The organism is Deltaproteobacteria bacterium (assembly GCA_023382265.1).
GTDB lineage: Bacteria > JAMCPX01 > JAMCPX01 > JAMCPX01 > JAMCPX01 > JAMCPX01.
Genome location: JAMCPX010000061.1, coordinates 52,880 through 71,680, shown reverse-complemented (window position 1 = coordinate 71,680; position 18,801 = coordinate 52,880). Strand labels below are relative to the sequence as shown.

Below are 18,801 nucleotides of genomic sequence, written 5' to 3'. Positions count from 1 at the left end.
TCATTTTGACCAATGGTTTCTGGTTTCTTTCAAACCGCTCTATGTGTTCGGATACTGCTTGGAAATCTAGGGACAACCTCCATATTATTGAGAATGGGTTGTTCTTAATAAGTTTATTTCAGTTTGTAAGGAATATTTCTATGGGACGCTATTTTCATCACTCTTGAAAGACTTATCCGCATTTTATTGCAATTGTGGTCATTTTACTAATCCTTTGCACTTATCAATTTACCCAAAATTCTTTTTAATAACCCATCTCCCTCTCTCACTCCGATAAACTTGAAAAACTCTTTTTTATCAAGTCTCAACATCAATCCACTGTTGTCTTTCAGTACACCCGAAACAAGATATTCTGTGTATTGTTTTATTTGGACAGGTTGCTTAAAAACAGCATTATTATCTAATAATATTTCATTGTTATTATTTACTGCAAAATATTGTTTTTTACTGTTGTACAAGTCCCGCCACCGATTACTCCCCCGTTCATAATAACCGTCTACTTTATCTTCGTTGTACCAATCATAAGGATGTTGACCTATCTCATTAAACCACTCTTTAAAAATATTTCGCCCGTAGTATAAAAAATCATTGTTTCTGAATTCAAAGTTTATTGGTTCATTTCTGATTTTTTGAATCATTTTCCATGAGAAATCCTTAAACAAGTCGTCATTTAATTCGTTTATAACCTTACTTTTATGATTCTCTGCCTCTGCCTTCTTATCAGTGCCGAACTGTGTCTCCAATTTGATGTTATAAACCCTTCGCAACAATCTCTCCGCAATGCTATCGACATCTTCGTTTGTAGTCATGATAACAGCAGGATATTTGCGTTCTTTTGAATCACCTAACGTATTACTTACATGTATAATAAATTCCTGTCCTCTCCCCGTGTTTACAGAACCTTTTCTGCTGAAGAAATCCTTCGGAACTTCATCAATTAAAACAGGGTATAAATCTTCATAATTAAGTCGCTTCTTAATTTTGAAACCATTATCTTTAGGATAATCATCAACTTCTTTATAATTTCCCAGCAGCATATTGATTATATGTAATAACGATGTTTTCCCTGTCCTGGATGCACCTGAGATGATCAAAAATATCGGTATATCTGCCTTGACCTCTTTGCCCTTTCTTATCTCGGAGTATTCTTCCCGCATTTTCCATATAAAAGGAGACATAAAGGCATATAGTATGATCTCAAACACTCTTTTTTTGTTCTTGACCTTCTCTTCATTACTGCCTTTTACAAATCTGGCATAGGCATCTATTACCTTATTTAACTTGGCTATTTCCTGGATCAGTTTCTCTTTGTCCAATGCCTTGGACACCGGCATTGCAGAGCCATCACGGTCTTTTACAATAAGAACATGATCCTCATCTTTATAGAAAAGCTCTTTCTCATTTGTAGTGTGTGCCGGAGTAACAGGCTCTGTTGAATCTATGTATCTTTTTACAATGATGTCCCTGACCTCTTTGTTCAATCCACTCCTTGGTTGTTTGAATTCGTAGCCCTGCTCAGTCTTCTTTGAAAGAGCTTTGAAAAGTTGTACCTTGTTTTCTACCTCTTTTACCTTATAGTCTATTTCTTTTTTTTCTTCCTCTATGCTTTGGTGTATAAAATCAGCATCGGAATGCAATAAATTACCCGCATCTTCCTGAACAATGTTGATTCCTGTTTCCTCATCGATGATAATAGGGAGACCCATCCTAAACTTTTCCTTTATCCTTTCAGGTATATAGTCAATGGTATTTCGATATATTTCTTTATATCTTTTCTCATAAGCATCACATACCTCGGAACTATCAGAGCGATCATAAACGATCAATTCTTCAAACTGCCTATTCTCGTGGAGAGCACTTTGTGTGAAATTAGCAGATCCTATGATAACACGCCCTACTCTACCATCCGGGCCTTTCAATAAATAAAGCTTTGAATGGATGGCATTGTCCTTTGCATAGCGTATATTGATGTTTCCGCTTGCTACCCTTTTCTTGATCTCAAGATCGAGTTTCTGAAAAAATTCTGCTCCTTCTATTGGATCAAATTTTAAAGCTGGCCCGCCCTTGTCTATACCTATAATAAGCTCTACACGCTGAAAGTTTTTCGCAAATTCAAAAAAGAATCCTGGGCTGGAGACATAGGTTATTCCATTGAATTCCTCATAATCCGAAGAACAGAAAATATCTTCCCATTTCCCGGAAAACTCCTTGCCTTTATAAACTATATTTAAGTATTTTATAGGGAAAAGATTATCCTCCATAATAAATCCCTCTTACTTACGTAACGGTAAAGATAGCTGGTTTCTTTTAAACCGTTGAATCAGGCTTGATAATGGTTTTTTGAGAAGCTTATTTCCCATAGAAAGTTCTTTATCAGATCACAACGGATTTTTCTATAAAAATGAAGAGCCCCTTTCCCGGATGGGTACTTTATTCTCTTTATCTTATAATTAACGACCGCACCCTATTTACTCAATCTGATTCAATTTCAATGTAAGGAATGTTCCGTATTTAATTATCAAGTAATCACGTTATCCAATATCGTTGCTGAACATCGTTATTACGTTTCATAACGAAATTTCATGTAAGGAATATTCGATAATATCATTATCGAATATCGTTTCGGATTCCGATAAATCAGTAGATGATTCCGATGTGGATCGATAACAACAAAAAACCGAGAAAATCAATGACTTATACTCAGCATACTATATAACGCCCGATATTGATCATAATAGCGGGAATATCAACATGAGCTATCGAAGGTAATTTCAATGTAAGGAATATTCATATTATTTCAATAGTTGACTATTGCAAATTACCGATTACCTTTGGGGCGAGGTTAAGTATTATGTGGGAACAGCCTTACAATACATATCAAATTTTAGAGGTGCTTGCTGACAACGATCAAGATAGAATGACCGTAAACGAGCTTTCTGATGCGCTCGACATGTCTATTCAACAAACAAGCAGGGCAGTAAACAACCTATTTCGCTATCACTGGCTATATCGCAAGCGGATACCCTGTAATCACCATGCCAAAGGCTGGGTGTATGGGTATCAGATTAATTTCAGAGGCAAGGAATACCTGGATTATAAAAGAGGACTTTGATTACTTTGTTTATTATGAATTATTGCGGAATAGCTATTTCCATAACAGACATTATGGAAGGTGGTTTCTCTCAGTAAAACCTTGCCACTAATGTAGATTAGCGGTTAGCGGCTTCAGAATCTATTACTTTGTCATTTACTTTGTCATTAACGATATGATATATTTCACATTGAATAATAAGCAACGTTGGGGGGATAAAATCTTTATACTATGCAAGAATAAATTTCTATAAGGACAACAAAAAGAAATATGGGTAGGCATAGACCGGCTGATATAGAACAGTATTTAGGCAAGCGATATAACCATCTTGATAGCCAAGCAGTGAAAAATCTTGCTATGTGGGCAGGCATCAAAAGTGATGACAAACTAAAAGAGTATATGAAGAACAGCATTGAAGAAATTTATAGGCTTTATAATTTAATATTCTATTCCATGCATAAAGCACCGAGTTTTAAAAATAGACGTTCAGTAATACAAGAGATAGAAAACGACTTTAATACCGCAATCGGGAAACTCAGAAGATACCCGCAGTATATTTATTTACCCCTTTTTTCTGATTGGGAACAAAAATGGCAGGATGATTTAAACACACTAAAAAAAATAACCGATACAATAGCTAATGCCAAGAAGCGATTTACGCCTGATAAAACATTATTGAATGAAAAATTAAAAGAGGTAGAGAATCAGATAAAGAATGACGACGGATTGGATAAAAAACGATTGGAAAGATTACACGACTTCAAATCTACTATTGAATTTATGCTGAAGAAAGGTGAGCTACCAGACAACAAAGTTGACAAGAATAAGGCAATCAGAGGCGCCATTGTTGATTTGGTATTTCTCTTCATTGCGATCCAATTATTTAAATCTTTCAAAACAGAAAGTATTTTCTGTTCATTACATTTCAGATTGAACTTTAAAAATAATCAGTTTTTTGAAGTTGCAGGCGTAACAGAAATTTCACCATCGACAAGCAATAATCGCGATACTAACAATATAAACGAAATCACAAAGAAAAATCTGCTTGAGTTCATGCGGGCCGCCTTAAAATATGGGATTAATGCAGAGACTAAGCCCTACGGGGTTAAATCAATAAATGATATGCACCAAATAGAACCAAGGTTTGTGAAAAGACATTTACAGAATAAATTTTCTTTACAGCGGAGCTATACCACGACCTTGGTTTCCTCGTTAAACAAGCCTTTTCGTGCCCCGTATCTCTTTTTGGATAACAAATTCATGGATTCTTTGTTGCACTACATAAAAAAACAATAATATCTTACAGTTACCATCATTTTCATAATCCCTAATCACTACATAGAATCTCCCTTTTAAAATAAAAAACACTCCTGCCATGTGAGTACATAAATGTGTACCCGCATAGCGTGTTTCCCATCGAATCAGAATTAGGTTCAATGTGAGGTGATAATACGATGGAAACAAAAAAGTTATTACGTCCGAAGGAACTGGCGGCTATGCTGGGTATCAGCATAGCGAGTGTTTATGGGTTGTCCGAAAGGAATCTCATCCCCCACCTGAAAATATCCAAGTGTTTACGCTTCGACGGGGATTCTGTCCTCGACTGGTTCAAAAACGGCGGTTTTGAAAAAGCTAAAAGAGACGCACTACAGGGTAAACATGCCACTCATTGAGAACATGGATATTTTACGGCTTATTACTGCTTTCTATTTATTATTGGAAGCAAATCGAAGTTTAAGCAAAGGCGGGTGACAAGTATGGACAGATCGAAAATAAACAAAAACCCTGAGTCGGAAGCCGCCCCAGAAAAAGAAACAACTAAGAAAACTTATACGCCTGAAGAATTGCAAAAGGCGTACCGGGACGGCTTCAACGACGGTTTCTCAAAGGCGGATGAACTCTACAGCGAAGATGAGGAGCCTGAAGAATGAACGGTTCGGGGGTATGGAAGGCAAGTACACAGTACCCGCCTTCTTTTTCAAACAAGCGAACTTTTATAAAGCATGGGTAATTTAGAATTAGTAAAAAGAGATCATATTTATCTTCTCGACTGGGAAGCGGCTAAAACCGCCATAGCAAAATGCACCCAGCTTGATGAAGTAAAAGACATACGTGACCGCATGGAGGCATTAAGAGCGTATGCAAAACAAGCCAGAGAAGGCTTAGAGGTACAGAACAGCATTGCCGAAATCAAGCTCCGAGCGGAACGGCGGATCGGAGAGTTGTCAAGAGCGCTGCCAACACATGAGCATAGATTAAATCAGGCGGGACACGATGACCCGCCTGTCACAACAAAAACAGAGGCCCTTAAAGATATTGGCATAGCAAGAAGGATCGCTTGCCGTTATGAAGCCATTGCCGACATACCGGAAAATGCATTTGAAGAAGCAATCAAAACAGTCAAAAACCACAATCAGGAACTCACAACTGCAGGCATGTATGAGACAGCCAGAAAATTACATCATCAAAAACAAATTGAACAACAAAAAGAAAGACTAAGAGAAATTCCTGTGAGCGATTATGTCCCTGTATTGAAACATGGCGATTTCAGAGAACTTATAAAGGCCTTACCGGATAATTCCATTGACCTTATTTTAACGGATCCGCCCTACGGGAAAGGCTATATTCACTTATTATACGATCTTGCAAAGGAAGCACGGCGGGTATTAAAGACAGGCAGATTTTTGATATTCTATTACGGCAATCTGTATTTACTGAAAGCAACGGATTCTATGTTGCAGTATTTGGAATACTACTACAGCGGCTTTTTGTATCATAAAGGCGCAATAAAACCGGATTTCTCGGTCAACATGTGGACTCGAGGCAAACCGATACTGTTCTTCTTTAAGCCTCCATTAAAAAAGCAGGACACATGGATTGAGAATGTCTTTATAAGTGGGGCCCCAAATAAAATTCTTCATGCATGGGGACAATCGGAACCGACCTTCATCAAACTGATAGAGGCATTCACCAGGCCCGGGGACACGGTACTCGATCCCATGATGGGCGGAGGTACAACCGTATCCGCCTGTGTAAAAACAAAGCGTAAATCAATAGGGTTTGAGATTGATAAAAAATATTTTGAAATAGTCCAGGCATTGTATGGCAAGGCATCATCAAACAAAGGAGCTAAAGCATGGGTAAAATCATAGGTCAAAAAGAGTATGGAAAATTTAAGAGCGGACAACCCTTGAGCTACAAGGAAGCGATCCTGGCACAATGCTATGTTTGCAATGGACAAGAGGACAGTGCTGCGGATTGCCAAGCAGGGAATAGCTGCCCGCTGTATCAGTTTCAGCCGTATAACCCAAACCGCAAAAAATTGGCGAAAAGCGCACCTACAAACCTATCTGAAAAAGAGAAGGCGGAATGGGGACAGCGTATGAAGGCGGTAAGGCAGCAAAAAAAGGAATCTATAACTTAATCCGGTCAATGTATCGGAAATTTTAAGGGCATGAAAAAGCAAAATACGTGAATTGGTATGTCAAGCATGAACAGGCATAAAATAAAAGCTTTTTAAAAACGTTGTTTTCTATATCACGTTACGGAATACATCGCACATAATAACAAAAGATATAAGTCCGTATTACATGGTAGAAAGTGGTTGCATACCCCTGATAAGTGCGGTAGGGGGGACATGCACGGAATTAACCACTTTCAACGTCTCGAAAGGAGGTTAAATGAGTTTATTTAAAAGAGGCGGCAAGTGGTACGTAAGATTAAGATACAATGGCAGAGATGCATGGCAATCAACCGGCACGGACAACAAAAGGCTTGCAGAGCAAAGAGAGGCACAGCTAAAGCTTGAAATGGCACAGGAAAGATTTGGGCTAAAAGATGAAGGGAGCAAACGGAGTTTTGAGGAGCTTGCAAAAAAGTATGCAAGGGAGGATGGAATGCAAAAGGCAGCCAAAACCCAGTTAAGAGACAAGATAAGCCTGCAGCATTTGTTGCCGGTATTTGCAAACAAATACCTGAACCAGATCACCCCAAACATGATAAACGATTACAAGGTCATGCGGAGAAGTGAGAAGGCATCAGCATCTTCTATCAACAAAGAATTGGCTCTTGCAAAGCACCTTTATTATGTTGCAATAAGGCAATTTGGCTGGATTGCACATAATCCCTTTATGCAAGTACCGCTGGAGAAGATGCCCCCTGGACGGGTGAAGTATCTTCAAGAAGATGAGTATAGCAGACTGTGTGTAGCTTGTGATGAGCAGCTACGCCCTATCGTGGTTCTGGCGGTCAATACCGGCCTGAGATTGGACAACATCACGAGTCTTGTATGGCAGCAGATTAACTTTAAAAATGGGACAATAGTGGTCGAGCATACAAAAAATCATGAACGCCTCGGCGTCCCAATGAATCAAACAGTGAAGAACCTGCTGTCAGGGTTAAACAGGGTCAGGCGTATAGATACCCCGTATGTATTCTACACCCCGGCAGGCGCAAAACTGTGCAATACACTCGTGAGCAGACGGTTTAAACAAGCGAGCAAGAGGGCAGGCTTGGAAGATTTCCGGTTCCACGACTTACGGCATCACTTCGCATCTATGCTGGTTCAGCATGGCGTTGACAGATATGTGGTGCAGCGTTTACTCGGACATAAGACAGCAGCAATGACGGAGCGGTATGCGCATCTGGCACCCAATAATCTGAGAGGTGGTGTAGAAGTTTTGGATAAGGTTGGCGATGTTGTAGCAAAAACGGTAGCAGGGCAAATAGAGGGAGGGCACGAAAGTGTCTAACTCCTTGAAAAATCAAAAGGCGGCATCCGGATTTGAACCGGAGATAACGGTTTTGCAGACCGCTGCCTTACCACTTGGCTATGCCGCCATAAACCCCGTTAGAAAGGGATGCTGCTCCGAACCACGAACTTGCTATGAAGATTTGAGCTCTATCATAGTATTTCCACCATACATGGCGGGCTTTCTAACGGAGTAAATATATAAAAGCGGGCGATGGGATTTGAACCCACGACTTTCGCCTTGGCAAGGCGACGTTCTACCACTGAACTACACCCGCATAACTTTATATTTCTCTACAAATAAAATCTATAAAAGTCAAGACCTAATGATATATAGGTTTAATACGTAATTAGATACTACTGTCTCTATTGCATTTTTGGGCTAACTGGATTTTTTCAAATGCACAATAATCTTATCATCCTGATCTACAATATCAATAAGTTCATGACCGGTCATGGTGCACCAGTTTTTTATATCTTCTTTTATACCGGGATCCGTAGCAAGGATCTCAAGTGTTTCCCCTGCTTTAATTTCCTTTACTGCCTGAGCAGTCCTAAGTATCGGCAGAGGGCATAAAAGCCCTGTTGTATCTATTGTCTTATCTATCTTCATGTATTCCTCCTATATAAATAGATTGATCTTCGATTCCTGCGCCTCTTTGATATAGGTTATAACGCCTGCAAACTCATCAACGTCATCCACAAGATCTTCCTTGGCAATCCCCATCATGCCCATTGTAATTGTGCATGCTATAACCTTTACACCGAGTTGTTTTGATATTGTGTAAAGTTCTTTTACACTCGGCATTTTGTATCTCTTCATCAGCTTTTTCATCATCCACGTTCCAAGCCCAAACATATTGAATCTTGACATAGGCAGGTTTTCTGTTCCGCCCTTATTCATCCACGTGAGCATCTTCTGCATTATGCCCTTTGCATTAGCGCCAATCTTATCCTTCCTAAGCACATTAAGTCCCCAGAAAGTAAATAGCATTGTAACATCCATACCTGATGATGCAGCACCTATTGCGATGTTAAATGCTGCAATGACCTTATCCATATCGCCTGAGAGCACGATTATTGATGCTTTGTTCATATTACCTCCTTTTTATACGTGCAAACCGCATTCTTTCTTTTCAAACCCTTTCCACCTACCTGATCTTGGATCTTCGCCGGCTTTAATCGGAGCTGTGCACGGCTCACAGCCTATACTCGGATAGCCCTTATCATGAAGAGGGTTGTAGGGGATGCCGTGACCCATAACATAGCCCAGTACATCCTTGGCTGTCCACCTGACGAGAGGATTGAATTTCACTATACCAAATTTATCATCCCACTCTACTGTCTTTGCGTTCGCCCTTGTTGGTGCCTGCTCTCTTCTGATGCCTGTAACCCATGCCTTAACAGTTGCAAGTTTTCTCTTCAACGGCTCCACCTTTCTTATCTTACAGCAAAGATCAGGATTCTTCTTCCACAATTCCGGTCCGTACTTATCTGCCTGTTCTTCAAGCGACATAAGTGCCTTTACACATTCAAACTTTATGCCATATCTTTTTTTGAGTCTTTCTATAAGCTCATAAGTCTCTTTGAAGAAAACCCCGGTATCCAGATAAAAGATATTCGTATCAGGGGCCACCTTTGCGATCATATCAACAATACAAACATCTTCCATACCAAAGCTGCATGCAAAAGCGATGTCTTTATTAAACTCATTTATCGCATACGCAATGAGTTCCTCCTGGGACCTCTCCTCAAATTCATTAGCTATTTGCCCTATTTGCTCTTTCTTTATCATGTTACGTCTTCCTCCTTTTATATTATATCAGATTTTCCCATATCCAAGCACGGGATAGTAAAATTCCACTGCCAGGAATAGAATAATAATTGATATGAAAAGCATTATGAATCCTGGTAAAGCGAGTTCCTTAAGCTTTATAGCACCCGAGGAATAGGCGATCATGTTTCCAGGTGAGCTAAACGGGAATATAAATGCCATACCAGAGGCAAGTCCAATACCTATACCCATTATTACAGGATTTATACCAAGTCTTTCAGACATGCCTATGCCTACGGGCAGCAGTGCGGCAACAACTGCTGAATGGCTGACAAATTCAGTCATGATTACGGCTATAAAAAAAAGCCCTATTGTTGTGGAGATAACACCGGGAAATATCAAAGAGCTGTACGTCCCAAGCCATGCGGCTGCACCGGTTTTATTAAGCGCAAAACCTATGGATATTGCACTGCCATACATTATTATAATAGACCAATCTATACGTCTGGTAAGGTCTTCAACCTTTAATATGCCAAATACAAACAGCATAATTATGGCAATCAGCCCTATACCGGCAAGGCCTACCGAAGTGCCGTATAAAATCCATCCTGTAACTGTAAGTATAACAATACCAAGCATGATAATCTCTTCAAATCTTATAATACCGGGCGGGTTACCAAGCTCTATTGCAGGTTTGTTTTCATCTTTAAAAAAGAGCGAGATTATCCAGTAGCCTATTATAAGTAAGATAAGTGCTACAGGGAATGCAGCCTCGCTCCATTGTAAAAAGCTTATATCAATACCTTTCGTTGCTTTAAGTATAGCTATGGTAAGAGGGCCTCTTGCACCGCCAAGTAATGTTGCCAATCCACCTATCTGGGTTCCCCACATCACGCTCACGAGTTCTGATTTTTTATAACCTGTACCCGACTCGAGTACAATTGGAATAAGCATCGCAGCAACAGCATATTCCGGCATAAGCATAGAAAGAACAGCGCTCATAATATACAACCGAGCTTTCAACGGCAGCCTTCCTTTCAAAGAGATAAACCAGAGAGTGATGCGCCTTGCAACACCCGTTTTTCTCATACCTGCTGCAATTGCAAATGCAGAAAGTATGAAAAATACGGGCTCTGTAAAGAACATTTGATAAACCTCTTCCGGCCGTAATGCCTTGCTTATTACAAGGAGGACTATGCCTGTAAAACCTGTTATTGCAGGCGGTATAATATTCGTGATCCATAATATCACACATAAAAAGAATATACCAAGCGTATCATGTGCGTTATTTGATAAACCTGTAATATCCGGATGCCGTTCCCACAAGAGTAATAAACCAATTACAATAAAGAACACTGCAGGCTTATATAATTTTTGAAATAGTATAATAGAGATATGTCTTTTATCTATTAGATACTTTTGCTGTGTCATAATTCTTTAACCCTGAGTGATCTTCTTATGCGAAGCATGCCTGCTCTTATACTATCTATAGCAGTTGATCCTTCTACCATAAGAGCCATTCTGTTCTTTAGATCATTTCTGCAATTAAATATGCTTGCCTCTAATGGAGTAATGGCAAAACCAAGATGCTTGGTCCACGTAAATGGGATCTTGTTTTTACGCATAGAGCAGTAAAGAGATGTGTAAACAGGCAGTATTTCTTCAATCGATAGGTTTACAAAATACTTCATCATACTCTTATTTACAGGTCTGAATACAGAGAGTATTGGCACAACTCCTATTGAAGTAAGATACTGAATGCCTGTTATGGTTGACTCTACAGGCTCTATACCAAGAATAAGATGTGTTAATACAGTGCCTTGCGGGTATATGCCTGTTGCGTACTTAAGTGCATTAAAATACCTTTCCCTGCCATTATCTTTTGCCTTTCCCGGACACAACTCATTAAAGAGCTTCTGATCAAAGATATCTATATTAAAGCAGATCGCATCGGCGCCGGCACCATAAGCAGTATCTATCCATTCAGGATATTTTGGCGGCGATACCTCAAGCATGATCATTACATTAAAATATTTATGGATGGCTTTAATGTACTGTTCCGCAAACTCTATTCCACCATCATCCGTTCCCATATCACCAATGCTCAGAAGTATTATCGACGGCTTCTCTGTCTTGTAAATCTCTCTGATTGTCTCAAGAACATCATCTACGGAAACAGCACTGCCCTCTCTTTGCTCATCTACAACCGCAGGACAGAATGCACATGCAAGCCTCTCTCCAAAGAATCCGCATGACGGGGTTGGCGTTATAGCAAGGTACTTGCCGTATAGATTCGCTATACGGGACATTAAAATATTGTTAGAGGTTTTCTTTTTGTTAATCTGGAAATCGCCTGTTAGCTTAACAGTGACCCTGTGCTCATCAACCACTATCTCCTTAGATTCATAATCAAGCATATACGGTGAGCGCCTTGATACCTTATCAAGATAAGGTGCCCTTACTTTGATACCGTTTTTCAGCTCAAGCTCTATACCCTCTACGGTAAAGATGTAATTACTTTTACTCAATAAATCTAAAAGTACCCGGTCAACCCTTATACCCCTCAACATGATGTCGAGTTTGAGTGATACGGGATTTGATAAAATCTTACTTATGTCCATACTACCAAACCACAACAGAGTCGGAATTGAGCGTTAAATTCATTAGTTCCCCGTTTGATATAAGACCAGCTTTATCAATGCCTGTAATGGCTTTTTGGGACCGCACCTCACCCGACATACCATTTAAAAGCCCTATGCTTTCTTCCAGCGATGCCTTAAAAGCATGATCGTTTAATGCACCAGAAATGATATCAGCAGATACCCCTGTGATAACCAAAGAGACTCTGTGATTAATAGTAAGACCAAGTGCAAGCCTTATGCCGTCTTTAAGCCTTTCTAAGTTCTTCTCTTTGATAAATACTACTATCTTCATAAAGATCCATCCGCGAGAGGAATGAACTTATCAGCGTGCGTTATCATACTTGAAAGGTCATAAAGACTGCCGAACTTGAATCCTTCTCTCCTCTTAAGCCCTCTCTCTTTCGCGCTTACATCACAGAGGGTTATTTTTATATGTTTTGACAATGATAAAAAATCTTCATCATCGATCAGTAAAACCCCGTCATTGTATAAAAACAGTTCTATGCCATCACCGAAATCCTGTAAAATCTGTTTCAGGGTTTGAACTATACCCTTACCATTCAGTGCAATGAGTACACACAGCTTCATCTAACGCCACAGAACTCTTCATAATCAATAAGGGCTGTAACGGTTGGATGATCTCCGCACAGCGGGCAAGCCGGATCCTTTCTAATCTTCATCTCTCTGACTTCCATGCGAAGCGCATCATAAATTAGCATCCTGTTGATCAATGGCCTGCCGATACCAAGTATCAGCTTAACAGCCTCTGTTGCCTGAACAACACCTATAAATCCTGGCACAACACCAAGCACACCAACCTCTTTGCAGCTTGGAACCATACCTGGGGGTGGGGGCTCAGGATAAAGACATCTAAGACATGGTCCTTCGTGCGGCGAGAATACCGTGGCCTGACCCTCAAACTTGAAAATACTACCGTAGACATTTTTCTTTCCTGTAAGCACGCAGGCATCATTTATAAGGTATCTTGCGGGAAACGAATCGGTAGCATCGATAATAATCTCATAATCCTTTATTATGCCCATTATGTTGTCAGATGTAAGCTTTACGTTGTATTTGTTTACAGAAATATCGGGATTAATAGCACCGATAGTCTTTGCCGCTGAGTCAACCTTTGGTGTCCCGATATCCATTGTAGAATGGATTATCTGTCTCTGGAGATTCGATATGTCAACATCATCAAAATCAACGACACCGATAGTTCCAACACCGCTTGCTGATAGATACATGGCCGCAGGTGCACCAAGCCCTCCAGCACCTATAATAAGGACTTTTGCATTGAGCAATTTTTCCTGTCCCTTGCCACCCACACCATCAAGTATTATATGTCTCGAATATCTCTCTACCTGTATGTCCGTAAGCATTGTTACTCCACTATTGTTTGTTCTATTGGTTCAACCTTAACACCCTTCTTACTGAACCATTTAATGAGTGCCTCTACCGTTTCTCTTTTACCCTTTAATTCCATACCAACAATTCCAAAATCGCCCGATACCGTTGAGGTCCCTATGTTTATAACTACATCAAATTTTTTGCACGCCTCCCATATAATGGGTTTGTTGAGTAATCTTTTTTGGTAGGTCAGGTATACTTTTTTTTTAATATCCTTTTTTGCAGCACCGCCTGCTATAGCAGGGATGATGGATACTACATCCCCGTCCTTGATAACGGTATCAAGGTTGGATTTAAACCTTATATCCTCATCATTGAGGTATATGTTTACAAACCTTCTTATATTGCCTTTTTCATCCATGATTCTGGGACCAATGCCTTTGTAGTTTTTATCAAGATTATCCATAAGCTCTCTCAAGGTTTTACCCTCTACATTGATCTCATCTTTACCATTCGTATACTTTCTCAATGGTGTTGGTATTCTTACTGTAACTGCCATAATAACCTCCTTACTATTCTTCTATTTTTATTAATTCTTTTATAAAATCGTTTTTCGCATCCGAAAGTTTAAATAAACCTACATCCCCGATCTCTCCATGATTTACAGATGCTATAAGATAATAGTAACCTTCCCATGCATCCTCTAAATCTGTCGAAGAAGGCATTGCCGGGTGATCGGGGTGTGAATGATAGAATCCCAGAACATCCATGCTTTTCTGTCTTGCTAATTTCTCTGCCTCGTTAATATCAGATGGATCTAGGAGAAACCGATCTTCTTTTCTGTCCTGCCTTATATTCGTTCCCTTGTAAATCGTCATAACTTTATCATCCACACCGAGCATGACCCCGCACCCCTCATAGGGATACGTCTGTTCGATATGTGCTGTTATTTCATTCAAAGCTTCTTTCACGAACTTCATATCTCATCCCATAATCTCGTACTGAAATAATTAGCTCCTCCATCGGGAAAGATTGTAACTATCACAGCCTCTTCCAACTCTTTTGAAACCTGCTGCGCTGCCCAGAGCGCTGCTCCGGAAGACTCACCTACGAGCAGCCCTTCTTCCTTTGCAAGCCTGCGCACAAGGTTATAAGCATCCTCTGTTTTTACATAAATGATTCTATCGCATACACTCTTATCAAAGATTCCCGGTACTATAGAGCTCTCAAGATGTTTTAGTCCTTCAAGTCCGTGAAATGGAGAATCCGGTTCCACGCCTATGACCTGAATAGAAGGGTTAAATTCCTTTAACCTTTTACCTGTTCCTATAAGCGTACCTGCTGTACCAATACCCGCTATGAAGTGGGTAACACTTCCGTTTGTCTGTTCTATGATCTCAAGAGCTGTTGTATCGTAATGTGCAAGAGGGTTTGCGGGATTATTGTACTGATCAGGCTTAAAATACCTTTCGCTATGTTTCTCGTACTCTATAAGACAATCCCTGTAAGCACCGTCAGAGCCTTCAACAGGGTCCGTATATATGACTTCAGCACCAAATGCGTTCAATGTTTTCTTTCTTTCCTCACTGACATTTTTCGGTACGTATAGTTTAACTTTATAATCGAGGACAGCCCCTATCATTGCAAGGGCTATTCCGGTATTACCGGAGGTAGACTCGAGTATTGTTTTTGATCTTGTAAGTTTTTTTGTTTTTATCCCTTCGAGTACCATCCTTAATGCAGCCCTATCTTTAATAGAACCACCTGGATTGTATTTTTCCAATTTTGCAAATAAATTTACATTATCTTTTTTAAAGTTATGTTTCCTGAGTTCATACAAAGGTGTATTCCCTATAAATTCAAGCACAGTCCCGCTTATAACCGGCTCTATGTTATTTATTAACTTTACATGCTTCATAATATTATTTTGTTTTTGATTTCTCTTTACCTTTCATTAATTCATCAAATGCTTCTAATTTCGCAGGTATGATATTTAACGAATCAACTCTGTTAATCAGTACTTCTTGAGTTTTAAGGCCGTTACCTGTAATCAGAACAACAATGGATTCATCCTTTGGAATTTTACCATTTTCTATAAGTTTTCTTGTGACGGCTATCGTTACACCTCCTGCTGTTTCTGCAAAAATTCCCTCTGCAGATGCAAGCAGTTTTATACCATCTATAACTTCGTTATCGGTAACATCCTCTGCCCAACCACCCGTTTTATTCATCGTATCTATTGCATAAAAACCATCCGCTGGATTACCTATAGCAAGTGACTTGGCAATCGTTTTTGGGATTACAGGTCTGAAAAGTTCCTGATGCTCTTTTACTGCTGTTGATATGGGGGAGCAACCTGTTGCCTGTGCACCGTATATCTTCACTTTAAGATCAGGAACGAGCCCAAGCTCATGTAATTCCTTAAAAGCCTTGTATACTTTTGTTAGCAGGGAGCCGCTCGCCATCGGGATAACAATGTTTTTAGGAACACGCCAGCCGAGTTGTTCTGCAACTTCAAAACCAAGCGTTTTTGAACCCTCTGCATAATAAGGTCTAATATTAATATTTACGAATGCCCAACCGTATTTACCGGCTATCTCAGAGGAAAGTCTGTTTACTTCATCATAATTACCCTTAATGCTGATCACATTTGCCCCGTATACCTGCGTGTTAATGATCTTTGCCTGCTCAAGGTTATACGGGATAAATACATAACTTTTCATACCGCATGTAGCTGCATTCGCGGCTACGGAATTGGCAAGGTTTCCTGTTGATGCACAGGCAACTGTATCAAATCCAAACTCCTTTGCTTTTGATATTGCAACGGAAACAACCCTGTCCTTAAACGAGAATGTCGGATGATTCACGGTATCGTTTTTTATGTATATCTCTTTAACACCGAGTATCTTTGCAAGATTATTGGCCTTTATAAGAGGAGTAAATCCTGTATCATATCCAACAACCGGTTCTCCTTTTATCGGGAGTAACTCTTTATATCTCCACATCCCTTTTGATCGTGGTGCTATGACATCTTTTGTTAATATTTTTTTTATTTTATCATAATCATACACTACTTCAAGTGGTCCAAAGCATAACTCACAGACATGAACAGGCGATTCAGGATACACTTCACCACATTCACGGCATCTTAAGCCCTTTACAAAGCCCATATAACCTCCTTCTTTTAATCCTTAGTAGTATACTCAACTATTAAATATACATTTTTTGTTTCTTAGTCAAGTTAATAATTTAAAGCAAATACATTTGCTCTTGCAACAATTTTATAAGAAAACAGATTTCTGAGATCATTTAATCTCAACAAGGGCCGGAGCAAATATAAGCGAAGCGGGTGGACTGCTTACTTGTACACAGGTGTGCCCAGATATCCACCAGATAGCCTGTGTGATAATGCTATTTAATTTACTGGTACGCAGATGTACCATGACACTTGTGAAGTGAATTGAACAACCTTAAGGATTGATATCCAAAAAACCAGCCGTAAAACTTGGCTATCTTATCAAATAGACCTTTATGATGATTCATTTCAATATCTTACCTTTAGCCATTATTTTCAAAAGCGTTATCCTGATCAGTATACCGTTACATGAGCATGTGCCATCTATCCAAAAGCGCTTTATAATCGGTTATGTTTTTTAAAAGTGCCTCTGCCTTTGGTTTATCCCATTTAAGATAATGTGCGGCCCATGCTGGATGCTTTTCGTTTACAATCTTGTTCAGCTCTTTTATTGCTTCTGCTTTTTTGTCCATTTCAAGAAGGGTTATCGATAGATCCAATCTTGCTATGGTAATATGAGGATCGATTGCCAATGCTTTCTTTAAATACGCTTCCGATTTATGCTTATCCCCACCTGCTATCCATGGAAGCTGCCTGTACATTACGCCTAACCCATCAAGAACGAGTGGACTATTGGGTGCAAGTTTTTGTGCGGTAAAAATGTGTTTCTTAAAAGACCCAAAAAGAAATATTGAGCTTAATACACCTTTCAACTGTGAGATTCTGCCTGCATTAGCCGACCACCAGAACCAGCCGTCCCATCTGTCAGGCGCGATTTTTATAAGCATGTCAGCTTCCTTTTCCCCCTGTTCATAATAGCCCAACCGTTTGCTGTCATTATTATGAAACTCTCCAAGATTAAAATAGGATTCAGCCAGAATTACATAAGCATCAACTATCCTGTCGGTATCATTTGAATACTCTTTTATATAATTATTACATATATCAATAGCTCTCTTTAAATTCGCAATAGGTTTATCTGTCATTTGGGAAATTATATATGCATTTTTCAGGACCCCGGGCCTTGGCGCCCATTGTTTTTCCGGCTCTGGTTTATCCGTTGCCCAGCGTAGTCCGTTTGCAGCGGCAGATTTTACCGTTAATACTATCAGTATCATACTTAATACGATTAAATATCCCCCCTTTTTCATATTAACCGCTCCTTTACTTTAACCTATTTGTACTGTATCAAGGAAAACACAGGATACGGCTTTATTCTCCCACTGCCTTTTAAGCCAAGCAGCTCTATAACAAAGGCACATTCAATAATTTTTCCGCCGGACTTTTCAACGAGTTGAATAGCGGCAGAAGCTGTACCGCCTGTTGCGAGAAGATCATCAACAATGAGGACATTATCGCCTTTCTTTACAGAATCCTTGTGCATCTCTATCTCATCAACCCCGTACTCGAGTTTATAGCTCGCCTTAACCGTTTTATAAGGAAGCTTTCCTGTTTTTCTTACAAGTACAATCCCTTTACCCAGTTTGTATGCAAGAGCAGAGCCGATTATGAAGCCGCGTGCATCTATGGCAAGTATAACGTCTATATTACGGTCAATGTATCTGTTGCCGAATATATCTATTGTACGCTGGAAAGACTTTGCATCTTTAAGAAGGGTCGTAATGTCGTAAAACAGTATGCCTTTCTTTGGGAAATCGGGTATCTCTCTTATAGCCATTTTCAGATCGAATTCTTCCATTCTACACCTCCATTAAAATATATAAATTTTAAATCAACCTGCTGTATGTGATAACATTGCCGTTTGAATCTTTCAAAAATACGGAGAGGGTGGGATTCGAACCCACGGTCCCAATTGCTCGGGACACACGCTCTCCAGGCGTGCTCCTTAAACCGCTCGGACACCTCTCCTTTAGTTATACAATGAAATCATACAATAAA

General features: G+C 39.7%; 22 protein-coding genes, 3 tRNA genes and 1 pseudogene. 7 read left to right on the top strand and 19 right to left on the bottom strand.

The annotated features are described in order from the left end of the window. Positions 1 to 206 precede the first annotated feature (206 nt). Positions 207 to 2,261, bottom strand: a complete 2,055-nt coding sequence (locus M1381_11350; protein MCL4479667.1) for a phospholipase D family protein — start codon at positions 2,259 to 2,261, stop codon at positions 207 to 209. A gap of 590 nt (positions 2,262 to 2,851) precedes the next feature. On the opposite strand from M1381_11350, the gene M1381_11345 reads away from it, so the two are divergent. From M1381_11345 to M1381_11315, 7 genes are all read left to right on the top strand, one after another. Further along, the gene (locus M1381_11345) at positions 2,852 to 3,112 is read left to right on the top strand and encodes a MarR family transcriptional regulator (protein ID MCL4479666.1); all 261 of its coding nucleotides are present in this window, start codon (positions 2,852 to 2,854) and stop codon (positions 3,110 to 3,112) included. A 249-nt stretch (positions 3,113 to 3,361) separates the two neighbouring features. After that, complete coding sequence (locus M1381_11340; protein MCL4479665.1) at positions 3,362 to 4,387, top strand: hypothetical protein; 1,026 nt, start codon at positions 3,362 to 3,364, stop codon at positions 4,385 to 4,387. A gap of 158 nt (positions 4,388 to 4,545) precedes the next feature. Continuing rightward, positions 4,546 to 4,764 (top strand): helix-turn-helix domain-containing protein, encoded by a 219-nt coding sequence (locus M1381_11335; protein ID MCL4479664.1) that lies wholly within the window; start codon positions 4,546 to 4,548, stop codon positions 4,762 to 4,764. A gap of 84 nt (positions 4,765 to 4,848) precedes the next feature. Beyond that, the gene (locus M1381_11330; GenBank protein MCL4479663.1) at positions 4,849 to 5,022 is read left to right on the top strand and encodes a hypothetical protein; all 174 of its coding nucleotides are present in this window, start codon (positions 4,849 to 4,851) and stop codon (positions 5,020 to 5,022) included. 72 nt (positions 5,023 to 5,094) lie between these two features. Beyond that, positions 5,095 to 6,243: a hypothetical protein gene (locus M1381_11325; GenBank protein MCL4479662.1), complete on the top strand. Its 1,149-nt coding sequence runs from the start codon at positions 5,095 to 5,097 to the stop codon at positions 6,241 to 6,243. Beyond that, positions 6,228 to 6,515: a hypothetical protein gene (locus tag M1381_11320; protein ID MCL4479661.1), complete on the top strand. Its 288-nt coding sequence runs from the start codon at positions 6,228 to 6,230 to the stop codon at positions 6,513 to 6,515. Before M1381_11325 ends, M1381_11320 begins: the two co-directional genes overlap by 16 nt. A gap of 256 nt (positions 6,516 to 6,771) precedes the next feature. After that, the gene (locus M1381_11315; GenBank protein ID MCL4479660.1) at positions 6,772 to 7,842 is read left to right on the top strand and encodes a tyrosine-type recombinase/integrase; all 1,071 of its coding nucleotides are present in this window, start codon (positions 6,772 to 6,774) and stop codon (positions 7,840 to 7,842) included. 17 nt (positions 7,843 to 7,859) lie between these two features. Here the strand turns inward: M1381_11315 and M1381_11310 are convergent. The 18 genes and pseudogenes from M1381_11310 to M1381_11225 all read right to left on the bottom strand — a co-directional run bounded on the left by M1381_11310 (position 7,860) and on the right by M1381_11225 (position 18,771). Then, positions 7,860 to 7,930 (bottom strand) — tRNA-Cys (locus M1381_11310). Positions 7,931 to 8,047: 117 nt separating this feature from the next. Beyond that, a tRNA-Gly gene (locus tag M1381_11305) sits at positions 8,048 to 8,119 on the bottom strand. Between the two features lie 104 nt (positions 8,120 to 8,223). Further along, positions 8,224 to 8,454: a sulfurtransferase TusA family protein gene (locus M1381_11300; GenBank protein ID MCL4479659.1), complete on the bottom strand. Its 231-nt coding sequence runs from the start codon at positions 8,452 to 8,454 to the stop codon at positions 8,224 to 8,226. Positions 8,455 to 8,463: 9 nt separating this feature from the next. Continuing rightward, on the bottom strand, positions 8,464 to 8,937 hold the full coding sequence (locus tag M1381_11295) for a DsrE/DsrF/DrsH-like family protein (protein MCL4479658.1): 474 nt from the start codon (positions 8,935 to 8,937) through the stop codon (positions 8,464 to 8,466). 12 nt (positions 8,938 to 8,949) lie between these two features. Next, positions 8,950 to 9,636 (bottom strand): phosphoadenylyl-sulfate reductase, encoded by a 687-nt coding sequence (locus tag M1381_11290; GenBank protein ID MCL4479657.1) that lies wholly within the window; start codon positions 9,634 to 9,636, stop codon positions 8,950 to 8,952. A gap of 27 nt (positions 9,637 to 9,663) precedes the next feature. Beyond that, positions 9,664 to 11,046, bottom strand: a complete 1,383-nt coding sequence (locus M1381_11285; GenBank protein ID MCL4479656.1) for a DASS family sodium-coupled anion symporter — start codon at positions 11,044 to 11,046, stop codon at positions 9,664 to 9,666. Beyond that, positions 11,043 to 12,236, bottom strand: a complete 1,194-nt coding sequence (locus tag M1381_11280) for a radical SAM protein (protein MCL4479655.1) — start codon at positions 12,234 to 12,236, stop codon at positions 11,043 to 11,045. The genes M1381_11285 and M1381_11280 overlap by 4 nt, the downstream gene beginning before the upstream one ends. Before the next feature lies 1 nt (position 12,237). Next, positions 12,238 to 12,549: a hypothetical protein gene (locus M1381_11275; GenBank protein MCL4479654.1), complete on the bottom strand. Its 312-nt coding sequence runs from the start codon at positions 12,547 to 12,549 to the stop codon at positions 12,238 to 12,240. Continuing rightward, complete coding sequence (locus M1381_11270) at positions 12,546 to 12,845, bottom strand: DsrE family protein (GenBank protein ID MCL4479653.1); 300 nt, start codon at positions 12,843 to 12,845, stop codon at positions 12,546 to 12,548. Before M1381_11270 ends, M1381_11275 begins: the two co-directional genes overlap by 4 nt. Beyond that, on the bottom strand, positions 12,842 to 13,639 hold the full coding sequence (gene moeB, locus M1381_11265) for a molybdopterin-synthase adenylyltransferase MoeB (protein MCL4479652.1): 798 nt from the start codon (positions 13,637 to 13,639) through the stop codon (positions 12,842 to 12,844). Before moeB ends, M1381_11270 begins: the two co-directional genes overlap by 4 nt. Positions 13,640 to 13,641: 2 nt before the next feature. Then, positions 13,642 to 13,824, bottom strand: a complete 183-nt coding sequence (locus tag M1381_11260) for an NIL domain-containing protein (protein ID MCL4479651.1) — start codon at positions 13,822 to 13,824, stop codon at positions 13,642 to 13,644. Positions 13,825 to 13,893: 69 nt separating this feature from the next. Further along, a pseudogene (locus M1381_11255) lies at positions 13,894 to 14,166 on the bottom strand (MoaD/ThiS family protein). 13 nt (positions 14,167 to 14,179) lie between these two features. Next, a complete protein-coding gene (locus tag M1381_11250; GenBank protein ID MCL4479650.1) occupies positions 14,180 to 14,587 on the bottom strand; it encodes a M67 family metallopeptidase in 408 nt (135 codons plus the stop codon). After that, the gene (locus M1381_11245; protein ID MCL4479649.1) at positions 14,584 to 15,525 is read right to left on the bottom strand and encodes a cysteine synthase family protein; all 942 of its coding nucleotides are present in this window, start codon (positions 15,523 to 15,525) and stop codon (positions 14,584 to 14,586) included. The genes M1381_11250 and M1381_11245 overlap by 4 nt, the downstream gene beginning before the upstream one ends. Before the next feature lie 4 nt (positions 15,526 to 15,529). Further along, positions 15,530 to 16,777: a threonine synthase gene (locus M1381_11240; GenBank protein ID MCL4479648.1), complete on the bottom strand. Its 1,248-nt coding sequence runs from the start codon at positions 16,775 to 16,777 to the stop codon at positions 15,530 to 15,532. A 430-nt stretch (positions 16,778 to 17,207) separates the two neighbouring features. Next, positions 17,208 to 18,053 (bottom strand): hypothetical protein, encoded by an 846-nt coding sequence (locus M1381_11235; GenBank protein ID MCL4479647.1) that lies wholly within the window; start codon positions 18,051 to 18,053, stop codon positions 17,208 to 17,210. Positions 18,054 to 18,076: 23 nt separating this feature from the next. Continuing rightward, positions 18,077 to 18,601 (bottom strand): adenine phosphoribosyltransferase, encoded by a 525-nt coding sequence (locus tag M1381_11230; protein MCL4479646.1) that lies wholly within the window; start codon positions 18,599 to 18,601, stop codon positions 18,077 to 18,079. 81 nt (positions 18,602 to 18,682) lie between these two features. After that, positions 18,683 to 18,771, bottom strand: a tRNA-Ser gene (locus M1381_11225). Positions 18,772 to 18,801: the final 30 nt, after the last annotated feature.

What these genes read in the sequence shown, in the direction of transcription:
- M1381_11350 (MCL4479667.1), bottom strand. Translation starts at nt 2,261, where the DNA reads ATGGAGGATAATCTTTTCCCTATAAAATACTTAAATATAGTTTATAAA.
- M1381_11345 (MCL4479666.1), top strand. Translation starts at nt 2,852, where the DNA reads ATGTGGGAACAGCCTTACAATACATATCAAATTTTAGAGGTGCTTGCT.
- M1381_11340 (MCL4479665.1), top strand. Translation starts at nt 3,362, where the DNA reads ATGGGTAGGCATAGACCGGCTGATATAGAACAGTATTTAGGCAAGCGA.
- M1381_11335 (MCL4479664.1), top strand. Translation starts at nt 4,546, where the DNA reads ATGGAAACAAAAAAGTTATTACGTCCGAAGGAACTGGCGGCTATGCTG.
- M1381_11330 (MCL4479663.1), top strand. Translation starts at nt 4,849, where the DNA reads ATGGACAGATCGAAAATAAACAAAAACCCTGAGTCGGAAGCCGCCCCA.
- M1381_11325 (MCL4479662.1), top strand. Translation starts at nt 5,095, where the DNA reads ATGGGTAATTTAGAATTAGTAAAAAGAGATCATATTTATCTTCTCGAC.
- M1381_11320 (MCL4479661.1), top strand. Translation starts at nt 6,228, where the DNA reads ATGGGTAAAATCATAGGTCAAAAAGAGTATGGAAAATTTAAGAGCGGA.
- M1381_11315 (MCL4479660.1), top strand. Translation starts at nt 6,772, where the DNA reads ATGAGTTTATTTAAAAGAGGCGGCAAGTGGTACGTAAGATTAAGATAC.
- M1381_11300 (MCL4479659.1), bottom strand. Translation starts at nt 8,454, where the DNA reads ATGAAGATAGATAAGACAATAGATACAACAGGGCTTTTATGCCCTCTG.
- M1381_11295 (MCL4479658.1), bottom strand. Translation starts at nt 8,937, where the DNA reads ATGAACAAAGCATCAATAATCGTGCTCTCAGGCGATATGGATAAGGTC.
- M1381_11290 (MCL4479657.1), bottom strand. Translation starts at nt 9,636, where the DNA reads ATGATAAAGAAAGAGCAAATAGGGCAAATAGCTAATGAATTTGAGGAG.
- M1381_11285 (MCL4479656.1), bottom strand. Translation starts at nt 11,046, where the DNA reads ATGACACAGCAAAAGTATCTAATAGATAAAAGACATATCTCTATTATA.
- M1381_11280 (MCL4479655.1), bottom strand. Translation starts at nt 12,236, where the DNA reads ATGGACATAAGTAAGATTTTATCAAATCCCGTATCACTCAAACTCGAC.
- M1381_11275 (MCL4479654.1), bottom strand. Translation starts at nt 12,549, where the DNA reads ATGAAGATAGTAGTATTTATCAAAGAGAAGAACTTAGAAAGGCTTAAA.
- M1381_11270 (MCL4479653.1), bottom strand. Translation starts at nt 12,845, where the DNA reads ATGAAGCTGTGTGTACTCATTGCACTGAATGGTAAGGGTATAGTTCAA.
- moeB (MCL4479652.1), bottom strand. Translation starts at nt 13,639, where the DNA reads ATGCTTACGGACATACAGGTAGAGAGATATTCGAGACATATAATACTT.
- M1381_11250 (MCL4479650.1), bottom strand. Translation starts at nt 14,587, where the DNA reads ATGAAGTTCGTGAAAGAAGCTTTGAATGAAATAACAGCACATATCGAA.
- M1381_11245 (MCL4479649.1), bottom strand. Translation starts at nt 15,525, where the DNA reads ATGAAGCATGTAAAGTTAATAAATAACATAGAGCCGGTTATAAGCGGG.
- M1381_11240 (MCL4479648.1), bottom strand. Translation starts at nt 16,777, where the DNA reads ATGGGCTTTGTAAAGGGCTTAAGATGCCGTGAATGTGGTGAAGTGTAT.
- M1381_11235 (MCL4479647.1), bottom strand. Translation starts at nt 18,053, where the DNA reads ATGAAAAAGGGGGGATATTTAATCGTATTAAGTATGATACTGATAGTA.
- M1381_11230 (MCL4479646.1), bottom strand. Translation starts at nt 18,601, where the DNA reads ATGGAAGAATTCGATCTGAAAATGGCTATAAGAGAGATACCCGATTTC.